Source organism: Actinobacillus equuli, assembly GCF_900636745.1.
Classification (GTDB): Bacteria; Pseudomonadota; Gammaproteobacteria; order Enterobacterales; family Pasteurellaceae; genus Actinobacillus; species Actinobacillus equuli.
The window spans coordinates 244889-268985 of sequence record NZ_LR134310.1 but is presented as its reverse complement, the minus strand read 5'-3'; the positions used below and the strand labels follow the sequence as shown (position 1 = coordinate 268985).

Below are 24097 nucleotides of genomic sequence, written 5' to 3'. Positions count from 1 at the left end.
ACAAGCGGTTGAATTTCCCATATTTTTTACAAATTTTTGGCTAAAAATGACCGCTTGTATACCTAGTTGCTCTCTCTATTAAGTGGTTTAAGTTAAATTATTTACGATTTGCAAACCATTCACGGAAGCTTTCGCCTTCAGCACTTGGTAAATCACGTGCTTTGGTCCATTCCGCTAAGGCGCCAACATTAATCGGTGCTTTACCGTTTCGAATAAATTTAGCAGCAACTTTAGCACCTACTTTCACACCCATGTTCCAAATACCCGGATTGGAGTTGGCAAAAGTGAAACCTTTAATTGAAAGGCGCTCAGTAAGTGGTGTTAAGCCTGCATCGGCAATTTTTTCACGGTGTTTGAGAATTAATTGTGCTAAAGGAATTTTCACCGGACAAACACTATTACACGCAGTACATAATGAACAAGCGTATGGTAACTCTTTGAATTCGTCATATCCGCCTAATAATGGTGAAATTACTGCACCGATTGGGCCCGGATAGATAGAACCGTAGCCGTGACCACCGATTTGACGGTAAGCCGGACAAGTATTTAAACACGCACCACAACGGATACAGCGTAAAACTTCTTGGAATTCGCTTTCTAAGATTTTTGAACGACCGTTATCTACGATAACAAGGTGGAAATCTTCCGGTCCATCCGTTTCGCCTTCAAGACGAGGACCGGTTAGCCACGTGTTATATGCGGTCAGTTTTGCACCTACTGCACTACGGCAAAGCATCGTCATCAGCACGTCTACTTCTTTGAATGTCGGTGCTAAACGCTCCATCCCCATTACTGCAATATGCGTTTTTGGTAAGGTTGTCGCTAAACGTAAGTTACCTTCATTGGTGACTAAACACACAGAGCCGGTTTCCGGTACGGCAAAGTTACAACCTGATATACCGATATCTGCTTCTAAGAAGTCTTTACGTAACGTTTTACGTACGAAAGCATTCATTTCTTCTGGTTGCTCGGTACCTTCGTAACCTAATACTTCATGTAATTCTTTACGGATACGGTGACGATCTTTGTGGATCGCCGGTACCACGATATGCGAAGGTTTGTCACCTACGATTTGTAATAAATATTCACCTAAGTCGGTTTCAACCACTTTCATGCCTTCCGCTTCTAACACGTGGTTTAAGCCGATTTCTTCGGTTACCATTGATTTTGATTTAACGATAGTCTTCGCTTTTTTCTCAAGCGCAACTTTACGGATATACTCACTTGCTTCTTCCGCTGTTTCTGCGAAGAATACTTTACCGCCGTTTTGCGTTACTTTCTCACTTAATTGATATAAATAAGCATCTAGGTTCGCAAGTACGTGATTACGGAATTGTTTTGATAGATCACGCCATTCTTCCCAATGACCTAACTCATCCACCATTTTTTGGCGGTTTGCACCGATCGTTTCTTGTGCTTTCACGACCGCTTTACGCATTACTTCATTATGTACTTGTTGTTCAACACGTTGTTTAAACGGGAGTGTACTTGTTTGTAAATGTGACATTGGCAATTCCCCTTTTTATTCTTGCATTAAGACTTCTGCAATATGCATAACTTTTACGTTTTTACCTTCACGGCTTAAACGACCGGCAATATTCATTAAACAGCTAACGTCTGCGCCAACTAAATATTCAGGTTCTACTTCGGTAATATTTACAACTTTTTCAGTAACCATTTCGCCTGAGATTTCAGCCATTTTTACTGAGAATGTGCCACCGAAACCGCAGCAAGTTTGTTGGTTATGGATAGGTAAAAGTTCTAAACCTTTAACATTTTGTAGAAGCGTGAGAGGTTCATTCACAACACCGAGTTTGCGAGTTAAGCTGCAAGAAGGGTGGTAAACCGCTTTACCGGTAAGGCGAGCGCCAACGTTTTCTACTTTTAAAACGTTCACGATAAAATCAGTCAAGTCGTAAAAACGTGCGGCGACTTTTTCCGCGCGTTTCGCCCATTCAGCTTCGCCGAAGCGATTGAAGTATTCAGGATAATTCTTAATGGCATAAACACAAGAACCGGCTGGTGCAACGATAGGGTAGTCATTGACTTCAAAGGTTTCTACCAGTGTTTTCATACCGCTAATCGCTTCTTTTGCATAACCGCTGTTAATTGCCGGTTGTCCGCAGCAGCCTTGTTTTTCTAAGAAAATGACATTACAGCCAAGTTTTTCAAGTAATAATACACTGTTTTTTGCCACACCTGCTTTGACGATATCTGCAATACAGGTGACATAGAAATTTACGTTCATAAAGAACTCCCACTTAAATAAAAATAAGAAATAATCGTATTTAGAAAGCTATAAATGACAAAAGGAAGTCGTTGGACTTCCTTTTGATTAATAATTTGTAAAAAAGAGGTTAAATTTAACCGCTTAAACAAGGCGTAGTGTAGCACGCCTTGCTATCTTTTTGCTCTACTACTTTAATGTTAAACGTTAAAGAAGAGAGGAATAACTGTTAATGCAACAACGGCAGCGATAACACCGTAGATAAACATTGGTACTACAGTTTTCTTAATAATCGCACCTTCTTGGTTTTGGATATTCAATACAGAGTTTACCGCAACGATATTGTTAATACATACCATGTTACCCATTGCACCGCCTACGGATTGTAATGCAAGTACTAATGAGGTGGATAAACCGGTAATTTCTGCGGTTGATAACTGTACGCTACCGAAGGTTAAGTTAGAAACCGTGTTAGAACCGGAGAAGAACGCACCTACCGCACCTAAGTATGAAGCGAAGATTGTCCAATATTCACCGGTTGCCGCAGCAAAGCTCTTACCGATGATTTTTACCATTGAGCCGTCGTTACCGACTAACATTAAGTTCACCATGATTAACGCACCGACTAATGCGATAAACGGGTTTTTCGTTTGTTTGAAGCTACCTGAAAATACTTCTTTCACTTTAGCACCGCTTAAAGCAAATAACGGAATACAAATTAATACGGTAATGACGAACGGAATTAATGCAGGTACATAAAGTAATTTATAATTTGCACTTACGGTCGTACCAAAGATATTTTTTAAGCTAAAGATTAAACCTTCACTGATTTCAAATTGACCTAATGAACCTAATTGAGTGCTGATCCAAGTTGTAGTGTCGTTCATCATTGCTTTAAACGGTAACTGTTGGATACGAGTTACGATTAAGAAACCAATTAATAAGCCGGTTGGAAGTAGAGCTTTTGCCACTTCTTTTAGTGGTACAGAACCTTCTAAAGTATTTTCAACTTTTGCTAAGCCTACGCCTTTATTGGCAAGGAAAATTGAAATAAACATACCGATTGCACCACCGACTAATGATGGGAACTCATAGTTTACTTGTGCAAGGAAGAAATAAGGAATTACACAAGCAAATACGCTTAAGTAAATGAATACGATATTTTGACGAATTTCTTTCCAGCTTACGATAAAGCTTAGTGCAATTACTGGAATCACTAATGCTGCAAAGGCATGGATAAGCGCTGTCATTGAACCGATTTCAAGAATTTGTGCTTCGGCTAAATTTAATGAACCGAAACCGAACCAAGTTGGCGTACCTACCGCCCCGAATGATACCGGGACAGAGTTCATTACTAATGCCAGAATAGCTACTTTAATCGGATTAAAGCCTAAACCTACGAGAATTGGGGCTGCAATTGCTGCCGGCGTACCGAAACCACTCGCACCTTCGATCATAAATGCAAATGCCCAACCGATAATCATAAGCTGTGCAACCGGATTAGGGTTAATCGTACCTAGCCATTTACGTAATGTGTTAGTCACACCTGATGCTTCAGAGAAACGGTTAAATAGAATCGCACCAAAAATAACGGTAATTGGGGTTAATACCGACATTATCGCTGAAGCGATATTTGCACTGATAACAGTAATATCCGTGGCAAAGAATAAAAGGTGAATAATTAAAACCACTACGGCAACCCAAGGAAGAGCGACATAGGATGGTAATGCGTTACGTTTTACCATTAAGTAAATGAGTAAAACAATTGGAAATATACTAAGGAAGAGAGCCATAAAAACCTCGCAAAGCGATAATGATGTTATAAGTTAAAAAAATGTTAACTTTTGGGGTATGAGCATTGTATGTGAGTTTTTGTAAAAGAATAGTGTGTTTGTTTCAAATTATGAGCATGATCACACTTTTATTGTTTAATTGCTTAAAAATAAAACAACAAAAAAATGCAGATTTTAACATAAATTTAAAATTAACCCTAAATGGTTAGCACTAGTAAGTGGTAGAAGGTATGTATAGGAAGACAGGGTATTTATAATGCTTAAATTTAGTAAATATTATTGGATAAGCTATAAATAATATAAGAGAGGAATTTAATAAGTGAAATATATATTTAATTTATTAAATAAAATAATATTTAACTTAATAAATGAAATAATAATATCTTTTGAATATTTCGAGTTATATTTCAAAACGAAAGTTTTATTTAAATAAATACTTAGTTTGAGGTAAAAAATAGGGGGCTAAATCGCCCCCTTATAATGAGATGTTGATTAAATAGCAAAATCTTCTAATGATTTGCCTGCATTTAATGCTTTTTGGATTGGACTCGGTGTACGACCTTGACCCGTCCAAGTTTTTTCATTACCGTTTTCATCAATAAATTTATATTTCGCAGGGCGAGGTGGACGTGGTTCACGTTTTTTACGCTCAGACACACTACCGAGTAAAACAGCCAATTCTTCAGCAGAAATACCGTCTTTTTCAAGTAATTCTTTATACTTGTTAAGACCTTCCATAAATTTAGCTTGTTCGAGTTCTTGCGCGCGTACTGCTTGACGTTTTTCTTCAACAACAATAGAAACTTTTTCTAATAAAGATTCTAATTGTTCTAATGAAGTTTCTCTTGCGATTACACGTAAGCTGCGAATATTTGATAACGTTTTTAAGATATCAGACATTTTCATCTCCAAATAAAGACCATATTTAAAATATAATAATTTAGTTATTGTATGAATTCTAGAAAGAAGAAATACTCCAGAATTGCACATATATTAGCGGAATATATTTTTAAGGTAAACAAATAATTTATTGAATATAATCTAATTGCTTGAGATAAGACCTCTATTTGAATGATTTAACTATTAATCCTGCTTAAATAGTTGAATTTAGCTATTGGCAAGCATTCGATATTAAGGTAATCTTACAGAGTCCTACAAATTGTAGAGGTGCAAATCCGATAAGTATTTTTTCTGAGTGGAAAACGATGAGGAAGAAGGAAAGGCGTATTTGCCGAAATCAGTTAAGCGTCATCTTAATTGGTTGGGGTCGTTACCGAAAGGGACGACACTGTCGTAACATCAATTGTTACGGAGTGCTACTGTTAGGGTTGGTTCATATTTTTCTTATTCATATTGCCCACCTTTTATATTATGCAATTCGCATAACTCGTTTCAGTAGATCCTCTTCTTTGTTTGACTTGCAATTTCATTACAAAGTTATATTTTTAGAGGTTTTATGAATTTAGTTGATTATTCAAGTTCTATATGGTCAATTGCACCTGCAGCACTTGCGCTAATTTTAGCTATCGCTACTCGTAAAGTTTTATTTTCTTTAGGGGTGGGGATTTTAGTCGGCGCATTTATGCTCGCACCGGAATTTATTGATGGTTTCTTTTATTTAAAGAATATTGCAGTCGGTTTAGTTTATTCGGATGGTGAATGGTCATTAGGTAAATTACAAATTATTATTTTCTTACTTTTATTAGGTATATTTACTTCATTACTCACTTATTCGGGCAGTAATCAAGCTTTCGCAAATTGGGCGAGAAAACATATTAAAGATAGACGTGGCGCAAAATTACTGACGGCTTGTTTAGTATTCGTTACTTTTATTGATGATTATTTCCATAGTTTAGCGGTTGGTGCAATCGCTCGTCCTGTAACGGATAAATTTAAAGTGTCTCGCGCGAAACTTGCTTATATTTTAGATTCTACCGCCGCGCCAATGTGTGTATTAATGCCGGTATCAAGCTGGGGGGCATCTATTATTGCGACTATTGGAGGCTTATTAGTTACTTACAATATCACTGAATATACGGCAATGAGTGCGTTTATCTCAATGAGCGCTATGAACTTTTATGCGATTTTTGCATTATTATTAGTCTTTTTTGTTTCCTATAGTTCATTTGATATAGGCTCAATGGCACGTTTTGAGCGTTCAGCTCAAGCTTCGGAACATCATGCGCAAGATGAAACGACTGAAACTAACGGTAGAGTCTATGCATTAATTATTCCGATTTTGGTATTGCTGGTGACAACCGTTTCATCAATGATTTATACCGGTGCACAAGCATTAGAAACGTTTAGTTTATTGGGTGCATTTGAAAACACGAATGTAAATCTTTCGTTAGTGATCGGTGGCTTTGCAGGTGTTCTAGCGGTAATGTTATGTACATTAGGTTTGATTAATGCTGCAGATTATCCAAAAGCGATTTGGAGCGGTTGTAAATCAATGTTCGGTGCGATTGCAATTTTAATGCTTGCATGGTTGATTAGTAGCGTTGTAAAAGACATGCACACCGGTGATTACCTTTCTACATTAGTAGCGGGTAATATTGATCCGGCATTTTTACCGGCGATTTTATTTGTATTAGCCACTGTAATGGCATTCGCGACAGGAACCAGCTGGGGAACATTCGGTATTATGTTACCGATTGCGGCAGGTATGGCAATCAATGTGGATACCGGCTTATTAATTCCATGTATGTCAGCGGTGATGGCTGGTGCGGTTTGTGGTGATCACTGTTCGCCAATTTCGGATACGACAATCTTATCTTCAACCGGTGCGCAATGTAATCATATTGACCATGTTACCTCGCAGTTACCTTATGCATTATTAGTTGCGGTGGCAGCTATTGTTGGTTACTTAGTGGTTGGTTTCACTGAATCGGCATTATTTGGTTTTACGGCAACAGGTGCAATGATGTTCGTATTAATTTTATTGTCGAGAAAGTCAGTAAAATAATTTAAATAATCAAAATCAAGCGGTGTAATTTACAAAATTTTTTGCAAATTACACCGCTTTTTTGTTGCTATTTTCTGGCGTTTTTGTACAACGCAAACGATTAAATTGCATGTTTTGTGAACTAGCTCACATTATTTCTATACTAATCGGTGTAGTATCAAATCAAGTTTTAAGCAGCATAAAATGCTGTAAATTTAAAATACGGGGAGCATATTATGAAAAATGTAATGGTTTATTCTTTAATTGCAAGTTTAGGCATCAGTGTGGCAAATACAGGTATGGCTCAAGATAAAATCGGTGTAACGCTTTATCGCTATGACGATAATTTTATTCATTTGATGCGCGGCGAGTTAGAAAAAAATGCGAATAAACATCAGCTTTCCATATTAATGAACGATGCGCAAAATTCACAATTTGTGCAAAACAACCAAGTTGAAACATTGCTTGAACAGAAAGTTAAAGTATTAGCGGTAAATTTAGTGGATCAGAATGCTTGGCGTACGGTTATTGGGAAGGCAATAGATCGTAACGTACCGATTATTTTATTCAATAAAGATCCGGGACGTCAGGCGTTAGATAGCTATGATAATGTTTATTATATCGGTTCAGATCCGAGTGAAATAGCAAAATTACAAGCGGAAATGATAGCCAAACAATGGAAAGCCAACCCTCAATATGATTTGAATAAAGACGGTAAAATCCAATATGCGGTGTTAAAAGGGGAAAATGGACATCCCGATGCAGAATTACGAACCAGAGTGGTATCGCAACAATTAGAGCAACTCATTCCCGGTTCGCAAATGCTAGCGTTAGAGTCGGCACAATGGCAAACCGGTATGGCAAAAGAAAAAGTGAGTGCATGGTTTGCGACACCGCATAAAGAAAAAATTGAGGTAATTGTTGCGAATAATGATGCAATGGCTATCGGTGCATTGGAAGCCGCCGCAACACAGGGAAAACTTGTACCTATCTATGGTGTTGACGGAATCCCTGCCGCATTAAATTTAATTAAAATGGGAGCGTTAGCCGGTACAATTCAAAATGACTGGGTGAGTCAGAGCAAAGCGATTCTTGCTTTTAGTGAGAATTTAGCGAAAGGGAAAAAAGCAGATGAAGGAACAGCATGGCAGCTAAAAGATCGTGTGTTAAGAGTACCTTATAAAATGATTGAGAAAGCTGATCTTAATTAAGGGCAGACATGAGGGTTTAGTTGTTTGCAAAAAGATAGCGAAATTTAACCGCTTGTCACAAGATAAAAGGCGTTCATTTGAACGCCTTTTTAAGTATTGAAATTAAGCTTCTTTTGCCATTTCGAATTCAATTAACATCATTAAAATATGAATAACTTTAATATGGATTTCTTGAGTGCGGTCCGCATAACGGAAGTGTGGTACACGAATTTCTACATCCGCTAAACCAGCCATTTGACCACCGTCTTTGCCCGTCATCGCAATCACTTTCATACCTTTTTCTTTCGCGACTTTGATCGCATTAAGCACGTTTTTAGAATTGCCGGAAGTTGATAAGCCAAATAATACATCGCCTTTTTGGCCTACCGCTTCTAAATAACGAGAAAATACATATTCATAACCGAAATCGTTACTTACACAGCTTAAGTGACTTACATCCGAAATTGCGATAGCCGGATAACCCGGGCGATTTTCACGGTAGCGACCGGTTAGCTCTTCTGCAAAATGCATTGCATCACAGTGTGAACCGCCATTACCGCAAGACAACACTTTACCACCTTGCTTAAAGCTATTTGAGATTAAAAGTGCAGCTTCTTGAATGAGCTTAATATTATTTTCATCATTCATAAATTTATCGAGTACGTCAGCCGCTTCTTGTAGCTCTGCTTTAATTTGTTCTAAGTACATAAAAGGTCCCTTATTAAAAATTTGTAAACTAAATCACTCATTTTTGGCGTTTGCCATGGAGTGAAGTTCATAAAAGTGTAGGGGATTGTTGATATAAAGTAAATAAAAATGAACTGAATTTTTCTGAAACGATTTGTAAACAAAAGTTTCCAAAAAAGCTTTTTCAGAGTATGATTATGCGTAATTATTTGTTAATCCTAGTGGATACAAGGTGAGTTTCTTATGCAATTATTGATTGAATGTACAGAAAAACTAACGGTTACCGAAGCTTTGATGCATTTCTCGGCTAAACAGAATCAATCGATTCAAAATATCACATTCACTGAATCGGGAATACAAGCTAAGTTTGATTTGTTATCGGATTTACAACAGGTGCAAATTTTGACTGAAATTAGACCGCTTGCAGGGGTGACTAAGGCTGAATTTACCGAAAATACGGCAGGTTTTTCTCATTTGATTGCGGAAAGTGAAAATATGAAAGCCGTGATTGCTCAGGCGAAGAAATTCGCATTGTTAGATGCGCCTTTATTGATTCAGGGTGAAACCGGTACCGGTAAAGATGTGTTTGCCAAAGCTTGTCATGAGCTGAGTGGCCGCAGAGCGCATAAGTTTATTGCGGTCAATTGTGCGGGACTGCCGGCGGATGAAGCGGAAACCGAAATGTTCGGTCATCGAGGAAACGGCAAAGAAAACATCGGCTTTTTTGAGTATGCTAATGGCGGGACGGTGTTATTAGACTCGATTGCAGAGCTATCACTCGAAATGCAAGCAAAATTGCTACGTTTCTTGAATGACGGATCGTTTCGCCGTGTAGGTGAAGATAAAGAAGTTCATGTCGATGTTCGTGTGATTTGTACTTCACAAAAAGCACTTTCGCTATTAGTGGCGGAAGGGAAAGTTCGAGAGGACTTATATCATCGTTTGAATGTTCTGACATTAGATTTACCGCCGTTACGTGAGCGTCATGCGGATATTCCGCGTTTGGCGGATCGTTTTATTACGCAAGTCAGTGAGCAATTAGGGATTAGTAAATTAGAGTACGATAACGATTTTTTACAAGCGCTCAAAGACTACCATTGGCCGGGCAATTTACGTGAGTTATACAACGCAATTTATCGAGCTTGTACTCTTGCGCATAGCTATCGTTTAGCGGTGAAAGATCTCAATTTACCGCATCATCAGCCGAAATCGGATGATATTCAAATTGCGGATAACGGTGAAACATTAGAAGAATTGGTCAACCGCTTTGAAGCAACATTATTACGCAAGTTTTATGCGCAATATCCAAGTACGCGAAAGCTTGCACAACGTTTGGGGATTTCGCATACGGCGGTGGCGAATAAATTGCGAGCCTACGGTATCAGTAAGTAACAAGGTGTAAATATTATGAAAGCTTTTATCGGTAAAGCGGTAAAATTAGGGATGATTTTTGCAATTTTCGGATTAAATTCGACCGCTTTTGCAGCACCGAGAATTCCTAAAGAACTGCGTAATGAAAGCCTTGTTTATTGTACCGGTGTACTAGGGTTTTCTTTTAATCCGCAAAAGGCGGATGTCGGTACCAATATGAATGTCGTTACCGAACAAATTTACGACAAGTTATTTGAATTTGATGCGAAATCGAATTCCCTCAAACCGGCATTGGTGGAGCGTTTTAGTGTTAGTGATGATGGGAAGGTGATTACATTACATTTACGCCGTAAAGTGGCGTTTCATACCACGTCATGGTTTACGCCGACACGTAATTTTAATGCGGAAGATGTGGTTTTCTCTCTTAACCGTATTATTGGCTATGTCGAAGAATTACCCGCATTAGATTTTACTGAAGGGGGAAGAGCAGCTTTCCAGCAAAATCAACATTATGCCTATCAATTTAAAGCGAATTTAGCGCATTACCCTTATTTTGAAAGCGTTGCGTTAAAAAATAAGATTAAAAAAATTACTGCACCGAACGATTACACGGTTAAGATTCATTTAGTGGAAGCAGACAATTCGGTGTTAGCCCATTTAGCCAGTCAATATGCGGTGATTTTGTCTAAAGAATACGCATTGCAATTAAATGCTGACGAGAATTTAGCGCAACTTGATTTATTGCCGGTTGGGACAGGAGTCTATCAGTTGAACGATTATGTCGCCAATGAATATGTTCGCTTAAAACCGCATAACAAATATTGGGGTAAAAAAGCGCATATACCGAATATGGTGATCGATGTTTCGACCAATAGTGCAGGACGAATTGCAAAATATCTTAATCGTGAATGTGATGTAGTGGCATTGCCCGAACCTAGCCAACTTTCTGTTGTGACTAAAGAAGAAGTTGTTGAAACTTCAGGGGCTAATTTAGCTTTTTTAGCATTTAATACGCAGAAGCCTGGAATGCAGGATGTGCAATTTCGCCGTAAGATCGCACGAGCGATTAATCGAGAGCGGATTGCCGATGTGCTGTTTTATGGCGCGGCTCAGGTTGCACAAAATACTTTACCGCCGCTTTTATTCCCAGCAAAAAATCATGATGGTTACTCTTACCAACAACCTGAAATAGCGGGTGAAAATAGCGAGAAATTTGACCGCTTGCAGCTTTGGGTGCTGGACGAAAGCCGAGTTTATAATTTACATCCGCAAAAAATGGCGGAATTGATCCGTGCGGATTTAGCCAAGATTGGCATTGAGGTGGAGATAAAACCGGTTAGTCGAGCCTATGTTGCGCAATTTGCTGAAGTAGGAAAGGCGGACTACGATATGATTTTAACCGGTTGGTTAGCGAATAATCTTGACCCGAATGCTTTTCTTACGCCAATCTTGGCGTGTCGTTCGCAAAATGAACTGACAAACTTAGCAAATTGGTGTAATCCGGAATTTGACCGTTGGCTAGAAATGGCAAAGGGAAGTGAGCAGCCTTATGTACGTCATTTGTTGTATCGCTTAGTACAAAATATTCTGGAACAGCAATTACCGATCTTACCGTTAGTAAACGGTAACCGTGTTTTATTGGTGAATTCTCGTGTTGAGAATGCACAAGTTACACCGTTTGGTCAGGTTCGTTTGGCAGATTTAAAATTAAAACATGAAGAGAAATAGCCGTGTTATTAGCGTTAATTCGTCGTTTATTCTTAACCCTGATTACCTTGTTTATCTTAACATTAATCAGTTATAACATTTTGTTAAGAGATCCGCTTAATCATTTTATGGATTTACAAGGTGTAGAAGCTTATTTGAGCTATGTAAAAGGACTTACACAAGGAGATCTTGGCATTAGTTATAGTAATGGTGAAGCGATTGCCAACCAAATCTTGAACGTATTTCCTGCGACAATATCTCTATGTATTGCTGCATCATTGGTTTCTTTAATTATCGGATTGCCGTTAGGGTTATTTTCTGCCGCTTTTCGAGATCGTTTATCCGGTAAAGTGCTTGCGACACTTGGCTCATTAAGTTTAGCGCTGCCAATGTATTGGTTAGCGATAGTTGTACTTTATTACGCTTCAAGTAACCAATGGGCGATTTCGGCAGTGGGAGAATTGCATCCTATTTATGAAATTTCACCGGTTACCGGCTTTCGTTTATTGGATATCTTTTTAGCGGACTCACCATATAAATTAAAAATGATGCAAAGCGTATTACATCATTTGGCATTACCGGCTTTAATTTTATCTATTCCGGCAACTTTGGAGGTGATTCGTTTTACTCGACAGCGTGCTGAATATGTGATGAAGCAAAATTATATTAAAGTGGCGCAAACGCGAGGATGGTCGCCATTCAAAATTTGGCGTGCGCATATTTTGCATAATACGCTGCCGGCGCTTATTCCGATGAGTGCAAGAAATTTCACCTTAATTTTTGCGTTTTCTATGTTAATTGAAAATATTTTCAGCTGGGGGGGCATTGGGCTATGGCTGATTAATGCGCTTTCGGCTCAAGATTATAATGCAATTTCGGCAGGTGTAATGGCGATAGGATTGTTTGTTCTTGTTATGGATCTTCTGGTTGGCGTGATTACCACCGTATTAGACCCTTCACAGAAAAAGGATTGGTATGTTAAATAGAGAAGAACCGGAACAGTTCAGAGAATCGGATTACTTTAAACAATTTCTCTTTCAGCTGCGTAAAGATAAATTAACCTTAACCAGTGTATATCTATTTATTGCGTTACTATTGTTAATTTTTTTTGGTCATGCAATAGCGCCCTATCAAGCGGATACACAATTTGTCGGTTTGGAATTAATGCCGCCGTCATGGGATGACAGGGGGCAAATTAGCCATTTCTTCGGTACGGATGATTTAGGGCGTGATATTTTCAGCCGTATGCTATATGGTTTTTACTATACGGTCGGTTCCGCACTGATTATTAGTATTGCGATAGGCCTTATTGGCGGCATTATCGGCGTACTTGCCGGTACGAGTCGCAAGTCATTTTCCTTTGTTGGACACCTGTTTGATACTTTCTTATTTATCCCAATTTTGATTATTGCGATTATTATCGCAACGTTAATGGAAGCGAGTTTAATCAATGCGATGTTAGCGATTTCGTTAGCAATGCTTCCGCATTTTATCCATAAAATTTATCAAGCGACAGAACAAGAGCTGAAACGAGAGTATGTGATTACGCTACGTTTAGACGGCGCTTCGCGTTGGGATCTGATTAAAGAGGTTGTTCTGCCCAATTTAACCTCAGTGGCAGTGAAGGAATCCGCTCATATTTTTATGATTGCGGTATTAGATATTAGTGCACTGAGTTTTATTGGACTAGGGGCGCAAAGCTCGACCCCGGAATGGGGGGCGATGATCAGAGATTCTCTGGAATTAATTTATTTAGCGCCTTGGACCGTTATTTTGCCGGGGATGGCAACAATATTGGTGATTTTAATTATTAGTATGTTGGGTAACGGTATCAGCCGTGTGCTAGAGAAATACCGTTATTAGTGAATTGGAATAAATTATGGCTTTATTAGATATTCGTCATTTAAGTATCGAAATTGATACGCCGAATGGGCGAGTAAAAATGGTAGATAATGTAAATCTTACCCTTGATGAAGGCGAAATTTGCGGTTTAGTAGGGGAGTCCGGCTCAGGTAAAAGCTTGATTGCCAAAGTAATTTGTGGCGTAATGAAGGATGAGTGGATTGTCACGGCAGACCGCTTTCGTTTTAATGATGTGGAATTGTTGAAGCTTTCTCCGACACAGCGCCGAAAAGTAGTGGGTGAACAAATTTCAATGATTTTCCAAGACCCGCTGTCTAGTCTAGATCCAAGTCGAAGAGTGGGAGAACAGCTCATTCAAACGATTAACTTTAAAGGAAAATGGTGGCAGTGGTTCGGTTGGAAAAAGAAAAAAGCCATTGAATTGCTGCATAGAGTGGGGATCCGAGATCATAAAACGATTATGCAGAGCTACCCGTTTGATATTACGGAAGGTGAAGCGCAGAAGGTTATTATTGCCATGGCGGTGGCAAATCAGCCACGCTTATTGGTTGCAGATGAACCGACACACACGCTTGAGCCGACCACGCAATTACAAATCTATCGTTTACTCTCCAGTATGAATAAAAACCTTGGTACTTCAATTTTACTGGTAGCGAATGATATTCGTAGTATTCATAAGTGGGTGGATTCGTTTAATGTATTGTACTGTGGTCAAACGGTGGAAATAGGTAATAAAGAGACGATTATGGAATCGCCTTATCATCCTTATACATCGGTATTATTGAATAGTATTCCGGATTTTTCACAGCCGCTCGCCTTTAAAAGCCACTTAAATACTTTAAAAGGCACCGTGCCGATGTTGCAGAATATGCCGATAGGCTGTCGATTAGGACCTCGTTGTCCGTTTGCACAGAAGAAATGTATTCAAAAGCCCCCATTGCGTAAATTTAAACAACATGAATTTGCCTGTCATTTTCCGATTAATTTTAGAGAGCAAAACTTTCTTAAAAAAGCGGAATTTGAGCCGGTGATTGTGCATGAAAAGAATGAGTAACTAAACAAGCGGTAAGATTTTGAGATTTTTTTGCAAATGCAAAAAGTTGATAAAATCTTACCGCTTGTCTTTTTGAATAAGAAGGGAAACGTATGCAAAGTAAAAGACAAAATCTTCGTGACGAGATATTGCTATATGTATTACAACAATATGGTACGGAACCGGAATTTTTATGGAAGACACATCCCACTTATGCGGTATTACGCCATCCGGATAACCGGAAATGGTATGCGATTTTGATGGATGTAGCATCTTCAGTTTTTGGTTTATCGGGAGAGAAAAATGTTCCGGTGATGAATATTAAATGCTCACCCGATCTCTTAAATTCATTTTTGTCTCAATCGGGCTTTTTTCCGGCTTATCATATGAATAAAGCTAATTGGCTGAGTATATTGTTAGACGGTTCGGTAGATAAAGAAACAATCGTATTCTTATTAAATAGTAGTTTTGACCTTACCGCTACTCGACAACGTAAGCAAAAATTAGGTATTGCAAGCCATACGGAATGGATTGTTCCGGCAAATCCGAAATACTATGATGTAGAACAAGCGCTTGAAGTCGGTGCGGAATTGTTATGGAAACAGAGCAATAATATTGCGGTAGGCGATATGGTATATATTTATGTTACCGCCCCAACCGCCGCCATTAGGTGTAAATGTGAGGCATTAGAAGTCAATTTGCCATATAAATCGGAGAGAACGGATTTACGTATTGAAAGAGTTATGCGATTAAAATGTTTAAATGTTTACGACAAAGCACTATTACCTAAAACATTACTTCAAAGTTTTGGTGTCACTGCTGTACGAGGCCCTCGCAAAATGCCATTTGCACTTAATGAGGAAATTAGCCGGATAGCAACAGTTTCAGAACAATAAAATATAAGAATGTTTTTATTTAATTAAAAGCCTATTAAAGTCTTGTTAACTTTAATAGGCTTTTTACTAATCAGTGTTTTTATATTTAGTTAGTGTAATTGTAATGTTGTTAATGATAATGCTTTATGTTCTCATTGGTGGTTGTGAATCGAAATAAACTCTGTTTCTTTTTGAAATCAAGGTGTTTTTGAATTTTATGGTTTTCATTTTGTTACAAATTAATTAAAAAATTTTTACTAAAAATAAGAAATTTTTTGAACTTTAAAATGATTGGTTAGTCTTTTCTGGGTCACCAAATGGATTGGAAATAATTTAGTTTATTCCACATTTTATTACAGAATGCTTACATAGAAGTGTATGTGTGTAAAAAAATATATATTAGCCTCTAGTCAGAGGACTAACGTATATTTAGTAGGCTAGAATAAGGAGATTTTGGTCTGGAAACCCAAAATGTATGTAATTAGTGCGTTGTTTATTAGTTGTCTTCGCACTTCTATCTTGAATTAGTTCTTATTCAATTTAGAACCCAAAAGGAAAGAAAATGAATAAAATTTTTAAAGTCATCTGGAATCACACGACACAGACGTTTGTGGTTACTTCAGAGCTGTCTAAAGCAAAAGGTAAATCGTCATCATCTACGGATGAGAGAAGTTTACCTACACGTAATTTATTAAATTTAGGTACTGCAGCATTAGTTCTGGGTACAACGCTAGGCTCATTAGATGCAAATGCAGCGTATTCGGCAGGTGGTGGTAGTGTTTCTACAAGAGTTGATGCAATTTCTATTGGAACAAATTCATTTGCATCAGGAGCGTCATCAACAGCAATAGGTGCCTTGACAAGGGCTACAGCATTAAACTCAACGGCAATTGGATATGAGTCTTTGGCTCAAGAAGAGGACGCTATTGCAGTCGGCTCTAAGGCTGTTTCAGCAGGTAATGATGCTATCGCTATTGGTACCAATTCAAAGGCATTACAGACATCATCAACAGCTGTTGGTGTTGATTCTGTTGCTTCAGAAAGACTTTCTGCTGCTTATGGTCAAGGAGCTTCAGCTGAAGCCGTATTTGCTAGTGCCTTGGGGAGTGGTGCTTTTGCTACTGCTTCAAATGCTTCTGCTTTAGGTTCTCTAGCACTTGCTAAAGGCAATGATTCTACAGCAGTTGGTGCAATGACTTCAGCTGTGGGCGTCAAATCGGCAGCATTAGGTTACGGCGCAGAAGCTTTAGCGGGTAACACGATTGCTATCGGTAATGTTGCAAATGCAGCAGGTGCATCGTCTATTGCATTAGGTTCAGAAGCGGCTACAGCAAATGACAATTCTATCGCTGTAGGTAAGCAAAGTAAGTCTCTAAATGCGGATGCTATCGCAGTAGGTCGCCAATCCTCAGCGACAGGATTATCTGCAATCGCTTTAGGTTTACAAACAGATGCAAAAGGTGGTTCAAGTATTGCAATTGGTGAAAGTGCCAATGTTGCAACTACGGGCGTAAGTGCAATTGCATTAGGTACCCGTGCAAATGCAGATAAACAAGGTGCGGTATCAATCGGTTTAAAATCAAATGCAACTGCAGAGCAGGCAATTGCGATTGGTGAACTTTCAAAAGCAACAGCAAATGATGCAGTGGCTATCGGTAGTACGACTAATGCATCACAACGCGATACAATCGCTATTGGTACAAATAATGATGTAAGTGCATGTTACTCAGTTGCGATTGGTAGCTACAATAAGGTCGCTCAAGCAGAAACTTATGTACTTGGTAATAATATTATTTCTACTCAAGCAAATAGTGTTATTTTAGGTTCACTATCAAAAGATCGAGCTGCAACAACAGAAACAAGTGCTACGATCAATGATGTAACTTACGGTAATTTTGCTGGGCAAGGTCGTTCTGGTAACGGTGTAGTGAGTATTGGTGCGGAAGGATCAGAACGTCAATTAATTAATGTTGCAGCAGGTAAAGTCTCTGATACGTCAACGGATGCAATCAATGGTTCGCAACTTTATGCAGTGGCAAATAAATTAAGCGAAGGTTGGGCAATTGGTAACGGTGCAAAAGTCGGCGATGTTAAGACTAATAACCAAGTAAACTTTTTAGCAGGTAATGCCAATACAAATGTTGAAGTAAAAGCAAATGGTACAAATGCATTTGATGTAGTTATCTCAGCATTAAATACAGCCGCAGGTATTGAATATTATTCGGTAAATTCAACAGTCACTGAAAATAAGGATAATAAAGGTGCAACTGCTCCAAATGCGATGGCGGCTGGTCCGAAAGCTTCTGCTACGGCAAGAGAAGCTATTGCGGTTGGTTATAACTCTACCGCTTCATCTGCACTTGCCACGGCAATTGGTACATCTTCGCAAGCCTCTGGTCAGGAAGCAACAGCATTAGGCTATAACTCTACGGCATCGGCTCAAAATACGGTTGCATTAGGTTCGGGGGCAACAGCCAATGCAACGAGTGCATTAGCGGTCGGTGTGGGGTCTACCGCAACAGCAGATAGTGCGGTTGCAATTGGTAATGATTCAAATGCGACTGGTCAAAGTTCAGTTGCAATCGGCGAAAGCTCAAATGCTACAGGCGCTTATGCGACAGCTGTGGGTGATACTTCGACTGCAACCGGTAATCGTTCAGTTGCATTTGGTATTGATTCGAAAGCAGGAAATACTTCAACGGTAGCAATTGGTGATAAGGCAAATGCAACTGGTGTTGCTTCAGTCGCAATGGGTTTATCAGCTAAAGCGAATGGTACAAGTTCAATTGCAATTGGTAGTTCTGCAGAGAGTAAACAACAAAATGGCGTTGCGATTGGTAACGATGCATTGACTGACGGTCACCAAACGACAGCTGTAGGTGCACTTGCAAAAGCATCTGGTACTGAAGCGTCAGCATTTGGTTTCGGTGCAAATGCTTCACAAGCGTCTGCTGTTGCGTTAGGGGTATTAACAAAGGCAAGTTCATTTAATTCTGTTGCGGTAGGGCGATTAGCGAATGCTTCTGCTGATAGCGCTATTTCAGTTGGTTTGGATTCAAAAGCAAGTGGAACTCGCTCAGTATCTTTAGGTGCGGATGCAAATTCAACACTAGCGAATTCGGTTGCATTAGGTTCTGGAACAACTACTACAGCTCCAACGAATACGAATTCAGCAACGGTCAACGGGATTACTTACTCAGGATTTGCAGGAGCTAATGCTTATTCTGTTGTGTCGGTAGGTAATGATAACCAAAAACGCCAAATTCAAAATGTGGCCGCTGGTAGAATTACTGCAACCTCAACGGATGCAATCAATGGTTCTCAGCTCTATTTTAGCTTGGAGAAAGCACAGCATCATTACTATAGTGTTAATGATGCGAATGTTCACCGTAATAACTATGATAATACCGGAGCAACAGGTGAAGATGCTCTGGCAGCCGGTGTTAATGCTGCTGCAACAGCAAAAGGTGCAACTGCTGCTGGTAATAATGTGACGGCATCCGGTGCTTTTTCTATGGCTCTTGGCAATAATGCACGTAGTGAAACCACTTCGTCTATCGCTTTAGGTAATGGGGCAAAAAATATTTATAAGCCAAACGATCCTGACGCAGAAAAAAATCAGTTAGGTTCTAATTCAATTGCGATTGGTTTAAACGCAGCTACAAGCGAGTTTAGAACGATTGCTATTGGTGAGGAGGCGGAAGCTTCAGGAAATGTTGCAACAGCTCTAGGCTATAAAGCGAAAGCAAAAGGCATAGGTAGTTTGGCGTTAGGTGACCAAGTTAGCGCTGAAAATAGCTATACAACAGCACTTGGTGTGTTTACGAAAGCAAGTTCTGTCTATGATACTGCGATTGGTGCAAATGCGATAGCTAATGGCTCAAATGGTGGTCATGCAATCGCTATAGGTTACCAATCTAATGCAACCAATTTCGCTACAATTAGCCAAGGTAGTTTTTCAAAAGCAAGTGGTCGTCAATCTGTCAGTTTAGGTTATGGTTCGAGTTCAACCGAACATAATTCAATGGCCTTGGGTCAGAATGCAACATCAACTCATGCAAATTCTGTTGCATTAGGTTCTTTCTCAGAAACATCAAGCGCTAAGACTGATAGTTCTGCAGGACTAACTCAGGTTGATTCTGCGACTGTCAATGGTATCACTTACAATGGCTTTGCTGGTGCTAATCCATCTTCCGTAGTTTCAGTGGGTAAAGTCGGACAAGAGCGTCGAATTCAAAATGTCGCGGCAGGTTTAATTTCTGCAACATCGACAGATGCGATTAACGGTTCGCAACTTTATGTAGTAGCGAATAATTTAACTGATGCAATTAATGTTGCAAATAACACAGCAAATACAGCTAATGCTACGGTAAACAGAGGATGGAACATTACCACTTCTAAATCTGCCGGCGAAGCGAAAGATATCAGTGTATCAAACGTGAAAATGGGTGATACGGTAACGATTGACGCAGGTAAAAATATTAATATTACGCAAAAAGGTGCAACAATTTCGATTGCAACCAGCGATAAACCGACATTTACTACGGCAACTGTTGGTAATACGAGCTTAAACGGCGATGATATTAAGTTAGGTAATACGACAATTGATGGTAATGGCTTAACCATTAATAACGGCCCAAGCATTACTAACAAAGGTATTGATGCGGCAAATAAACCGATCACTAACGTAGCAAACGGTACAAATGGTACGGATGCGGTAAATCTTAACCAGTTAAATGAGGTTAAAGCCGCGAGTACAACGACTGTGAAATCAGACGATAAATCAGTCACGGTTAAAGAAGATTTAACGAATGGTCGAGTTTACGATCTTTCTATTGCACAAGCAGATGTGGTAACTAACCCGAATGGTACGACTACAAATAATAAAGCGGGTAATACTTTTGTAACAGGTGATAACCTAGTAAAAGTACTAAATAACACAAGCTTTAATGTCACCTCTGGTAAGGTTGGTAGCGGCACAGTAAGCGGTACAACGGCAGAGCAAGTAAAAGCGGGTGAAACGGTGACGTTTAAAGCCGGTAATAATCTTGTTTTAGCACAAGACGGTCAAAACTTTACTTACTCGTTATCGAATACTTTAGATTTAACTGATAAAGGTTCGATTAAGTTAGGTAATACCACAATCACAGATAATAACGTAACTGTAGGTAATGTATCTGTTACAGATAAAGGCATTAATGCAGCGAATAACACGATTAGCAACGTGAAAGACGGTGAAGTATCGGCAACTAGCAAAGATGCAGTAAACGGTAGTCAGTTGTATACGACAAACCAAAACGTAACGAATGTGACGAATACTGTAAATAAAGGCTGGAATATTACGACTTCAGCATCAAACGGTTCGGTAGACGGTACCAGCTTAACGAATGTGAAGATGGGCGATACGGTAACGATTGACGCAGGTAAGAACATCAATATTACTCAAACAGACGGTAAGATTTCGATTGCGACTAGCGATAAACCAACGTTCAGTAATGTAACGGTAGGTGATACGAAGATCAATAATGATGGTGTAACCATTAATAATGGTCCAAGTATGACTAATAAAGGTATTGATGCAGCAAATACAACAATCAGCAATGTAAAAGACGGCAAAGTTGAGGCAGGTAGTAAAGAAGCGGTAAATGGCGGTCAGTTATTTAACGCAACAACCAACTTAACCAATGCAGGTTTAAATTTTGTGGGTAACAATGCAAGCGGTGTAATTCATAAAAACTTAAGCCAAACATTAGCGATTGTGGGTGAGTTAGCGAATACTGCTACAGCAAGTGCGAAGAACGTTCGTGTCGATACAGAAAACGGCAAATTAGTGATTAAGCTCAGTGAAAACCCAACGTTTACTACGGTAACGACGGGCAACACGACTTTAAATGATAAAGGTTTAACCATTAAAAACGGCCCAAGTATTACCGATAACGGCATTGATGCAGGTAACAAAGTTATCTCTAATGTTGCAGCAGGTACAAAACCGACAGATGCGGTGAATGTAGAGCAGCTAACAGACAACATCACAAATGTTACAAATAACATTAACAATGTAAGTAATGAAGTTGCAAAAGGCTGGAATATTACAACTAGCGCATCGGACGGTTCGGTAACGGGTAATACCACCGAACAAATCAATATGGGTGAGCTTGTTACGATTGACGCAGGCAAAAACATCAATATCACGCAAGCAAACGGTAAGATTTCGATTGCAACTAGTGATAAACCAACCTTTAGCAATGTAACGGTAGGTGATACGAAGATCAATAATGATGGCGTAACCATTAATAATGGTCCAAGTATGACGAAAAACGGTATTGATGCAGCGAATACAACAATCAGCAATGTAAAAGATGGCAAAGTTGAGGCAGGTAGTAAAGAAGCGGTAAATGGCGGTCAGTTATTTAACGCAACAACCAACTTAACCAATGCAGGCTTAAATTTTGTGGGTAACAACGCAAACGATGTAATTCATAAAAATTTAAGTGATACATTAGCAATTGTAGGTGAGTTAGCCGCGGACGCAGTAGCAAGTGCGAAGAATATTCGTGTGGATACAGAGGATGGTAAATTAGTAATTAAGATTAGTGAAAATCCAACGTTTAGCTCGGTAACTACGGGTAACACGACCTTAAATGACCAAGGTTTAACCATTAAAGACGGTCCAAGTATCACGAATAAAGGTATTGATGCAGGTAACAAAGTTATCTCTAATGTTGCAGCAGGTACAAAACCAACAGATGCAGTAAACGTATCGCAATTAGATGCGAAAACAGCCGCAGCGAAAACCGAGTTAGCAAACGGTAATACAACGACCGTAACACCGAAAAAAGGTGATAATGGACAAACCATTTACACCGTTGAAGTAAACAAAGCACCAGTGACTATCAATAGTACAACCGGTGTAGCGGAAACGCCAGCAACAGGTGATAAAGCGAATAATAGCTTTGCAACTGTAGGTGATGTGGTAAATGCATTAAACAACGTATCTTGGGCAATCCAAGGCAACGGTGTTGAAAAAGATAAGGTAACTGCTGGCAATCAAGTTAACTTTGTGAATGGTAGTGGCACAACCGCAGATGTTACATCTAACGGTACGAAAACGGATGTTACATTCAACGTAAACAAATCAGGTTTAACGGTGAATAAAGACGGTAATGGTAATGTTACTGTTACGGCAGATACTACTGGCGATACGTTTGCGACTGCGGATGATGTAGCGAAAGCGATTACTGACTCTGAGTTAACTTCAACAGTAGTAGCGGGTAACAAAAACTTAAATGTAACATCGAGCACGAAAGGTAATAACACCGAGTTTAACGTAACACTATCAAACAACCTTGATTTAACCGATAAAGGTAGTTTAACGATTGGTAATGTGACGGTTAAAGCGGATGGCATTAATGCCGGCGATAACAAAGTAACTGGTGTAGCAGACGGCGATATTTCACCAGCTAGCACACAAGCGGTTAATGGTTCTCAGCTTTATGCAGCGAACCAAAATATTGCTAATTACCTAGGCGGTCACTCAACAGTTGATGACAAAGGCAATGTTACGGCGCCGACATATACAGTTACGAAGACAGATGGTTCTACTGCGACTGCAAATAATGTAGGAGAAGCAATTAACAATCTCAATAATGAAGTTGTTAAACCGCTAACATTTGCAGGTGATACCGGAGCTGCTTCAGAACGTAAATTAGGTTCTACCGTAATGGTTAAAGGCGGTGTTACCGATGAAGCTAAACTTGCAGATAATAATATCGGCGTGGTTTCTGATGGTAACGGTACTTTAACGGTGAAATTGGCGAAAGATCTAAATGTTGATTCAGTAACAGCAAATACGGTAAAAGCAGGTGATACGACAATTGATTCTGATGGCGTGAAGATTACAAATGGTCCGAGCGTAACTAAATCAGGTATTGATGCAGCAGGCAATAAAATCACAAATGTGAAAGCCGGTGAAGCTGATACTGATGCCGTTAATGTGAGCCAATTGAAAGCGGCCACAGGCAATGTTCATAACCGTATTAATAAGGTGAATAAAGAGTTACGTGCAGGTATTGCAGGAGCGAATGCAGCAGCAGGTTTACCACAAGTTTATATCCCGGGTAAATCGATGGTTGCTGCCGCAGCGGGTACTTTCAAAGGTGAAAGTGCATTAGCGGTGGGTTACTCTCGTTCAAGCGATAACGGTAAAGTGATTCTTAAATTACAAGGTAATGCAAATACTCGCGGAGACTTAGGTGGTTCTGTAGGTGTTGGTTATCAGTGGTAATTAAAGCTTAAATAAGCACATAGTAAAAATGCAGCCTTAGGGCTGCATTTTTTATATCCAGCTATTATCAAATAGAAAATAATAAGCGGTTTAATTTGCAAAAAATTCAGCAAATTAAACCGC

Annotated in this window: 14 protein-coding genes and 1 riboswitch; of the genes, 9 read left to right on the top strand and 5 right to left on the bottom strand. The window is 39.2% G+C overall.

Translation table 11 applies throughout. The annotated features are described in order from the left end of the window. Nucleotides 1-97: 97 nt before the first annotated feature. The 4 genes from EL121_RS01230 to EL121_RS01215 all read right to left on the bottom strand — a co-directional run bounded on the left by EL121_RS01230 (nt 98) and on the right by EL121_RS01215 (nt 4920). Nucleotides 98-1507, bottom strand: coding sequence for a LutB/LldF family L-lactate oxidation iron-sulfur protein (locus EL121_RS01230; protein ID WP_039197093.1), 1410 nt, complete (start codon nt 1505-1507; stop codon nt 98-100). A gap of 15 nt (nt 1508-1522) precedes the next feature. Beyond that, complete coding sequence (locus tag EL121_RS01225; protein WP_039197091.1) at nt 1523-2248, bottom strand: (Fe-S)-binding protein; 726 nt, start codon at nt 2246-2248, stop codon at nt 1523-1525. A 179-nt stretch (nt 2249-2427) separates the two neighbouring features. Next, entirely contained in the window at nt 2428-4020 is a 1593-nt protein-coding gene (locus tag EL121_RS01220) for an L-lactate permease (protein WP_039197090.1), read from the bottom strand. Nucleotides 4021-4512: 492 nt separating this feature from the next. Further along, nucleotides 4513-4920, bottom strand: a complete 408-nt coding sequence (locus EL121_RS01215) for an H-NS family histone-like protein (RefSeq protein ID WP_039197089.1) — start codon at nt 4918-4920, stop codon at nt 4513-4515. Nucleotides 4921-5174: 254 nt separating this feature from the next. Further along, a riboswitch (Lysine riboswitch) is annotated at nt 5175-5347 on the top strand. Between the two features lie 129 nt (nt 5348-5476). Here EL121_RS01215 and EL121_RS01210 point away from each other — a divergent pair. Then, on the top strand, nt 5477-6985 hold the full coding sequence (locus tag EL121_RS01210; RefSeq protein WP_039197088.1) for a Na+/H+ antiporter NhaC family protein: 1509 nt from the start codon (nt 5477-5479) through the stop codon (nt 6983-6985). A gap of 215 nt (nt 6986-7200) precedes the next feature. Beyond that, nucleotides 7201-8175 carry a substrate-binding domain-containing protein gene (locus tag EL121_RS01205; protein ID WP_039197087.1) on the top strand — a complete coding sequence of 325 codons (975 nt, stop codon included), beginning with the start codon at nt 7201-7203 and terminating at the stop codon, nt 8173-8175. A gap of 102 nt (nt 8176-8277) precedes the next feature. Here EL121_RS01205 and lpcA read toward each other — a convergent pair whose 3' ends face one another. Beyond that, a complete protein-coding gene (gene lpcA, locus EL121_RS01200; protein WP_039197085.1) occupies nt 8278-8862 on the bottom strand; it encodes a D-sedoheptulose 7-phosphate isomerase in 585 nt (194 codons plus the stop codon). 222 nt (nt 8863-9084) lie between these two features. On the opposite strand from lpcA, the gene EL121_RS01195 reads away from it, so the two are divergent. The 7 genes from EL121_RS01195 to EL121_RS01165 all read left to right on the top strand — a co-directional run bounded on the left by EL121_RS01195 (nt 9085) and on the right by EL121_RS01165 (nt 23974). Continuing rightward, nucleotides 9085-10233, top strand: coding sequence for a sigma 54-interacting transcriptional regulator (locus tag EL121_RS01195; RefSeq protein WP_039197084.1), 1149 nt, complete (start codon nt 9085-9087; stop codon nt 10231-10233). Nucleotides 10234-10248: 15 nt separating this feature from the next. Further along, nucleotides 10249-11940, top strand: a complete 1692-nt coding sequence (locus EL121_RS01190; protein ID WP_039197083.1) for an ABC transporter substrate-binding protein — start codon at nt 10249-10251, stop codon at nt 11938-11940. A 2-nt stretch (nt 11941-11942) separates the two neighbouring features. After that, nucleotides 11943-12905, top strand: coding sequence for an ABC transporter permease (locus EL121_RS01185; protein ID WP_039197082.1), 963 nt, complete (start codon nt 11943-11945; stop codon nt 12903-12905). Then, the gene (locus EL121_RS01180) at nt 12895-13782 is read left to right on the top strand and encodes an ABC transporter permease subunit (protein ID WP_039197080.1); all 888 of its coding nucleotides are present in this window, start codon (nt 12895-12897) and stop codon (nt 13780-13782) included. The genes EL121_RS01185 and EL121_RS01180 overlap by 11 nt, the downstream gene beginning before the upstream one ends. Nucleotides 13783-13798: 16 nt before the next feature. Beyond that, entirely contained in the window at nt 13799-14836 is a 1038-nt protein-coding gene (locus EL121_RS01175) for a peptide ABC transporter ATP-binding protein (protein ID WP_039197079.1), read from the top strand. Nucleotides 14837-14928: 92 nt separating this feature from the next. Continuing rightward, nucleotides 14929-15711: an MmcQ/YjbR family DNA-binding protein gene (locus EL121_RS01170; protein ID WP_039197078.1), complete on the top strand. Its 783-nt coding sequence runs from the start codon at nt 14929-14931 to the stop codon at nt 15709-15711. Between the two features lie 541 nt (nt 15712-16252). Next, nucleotides 16253-23974, top strand: coding sequence for a YadA-like family protein (locus EL121_RS01165; RefSeq protein WP_039197077.1), 7722 nt, complete (start codon nt 16253-16255; stop codon nt 23972-23974). The last annotated feature ends 123 nt before the right edge of the window (nt 23975-24097 follow it).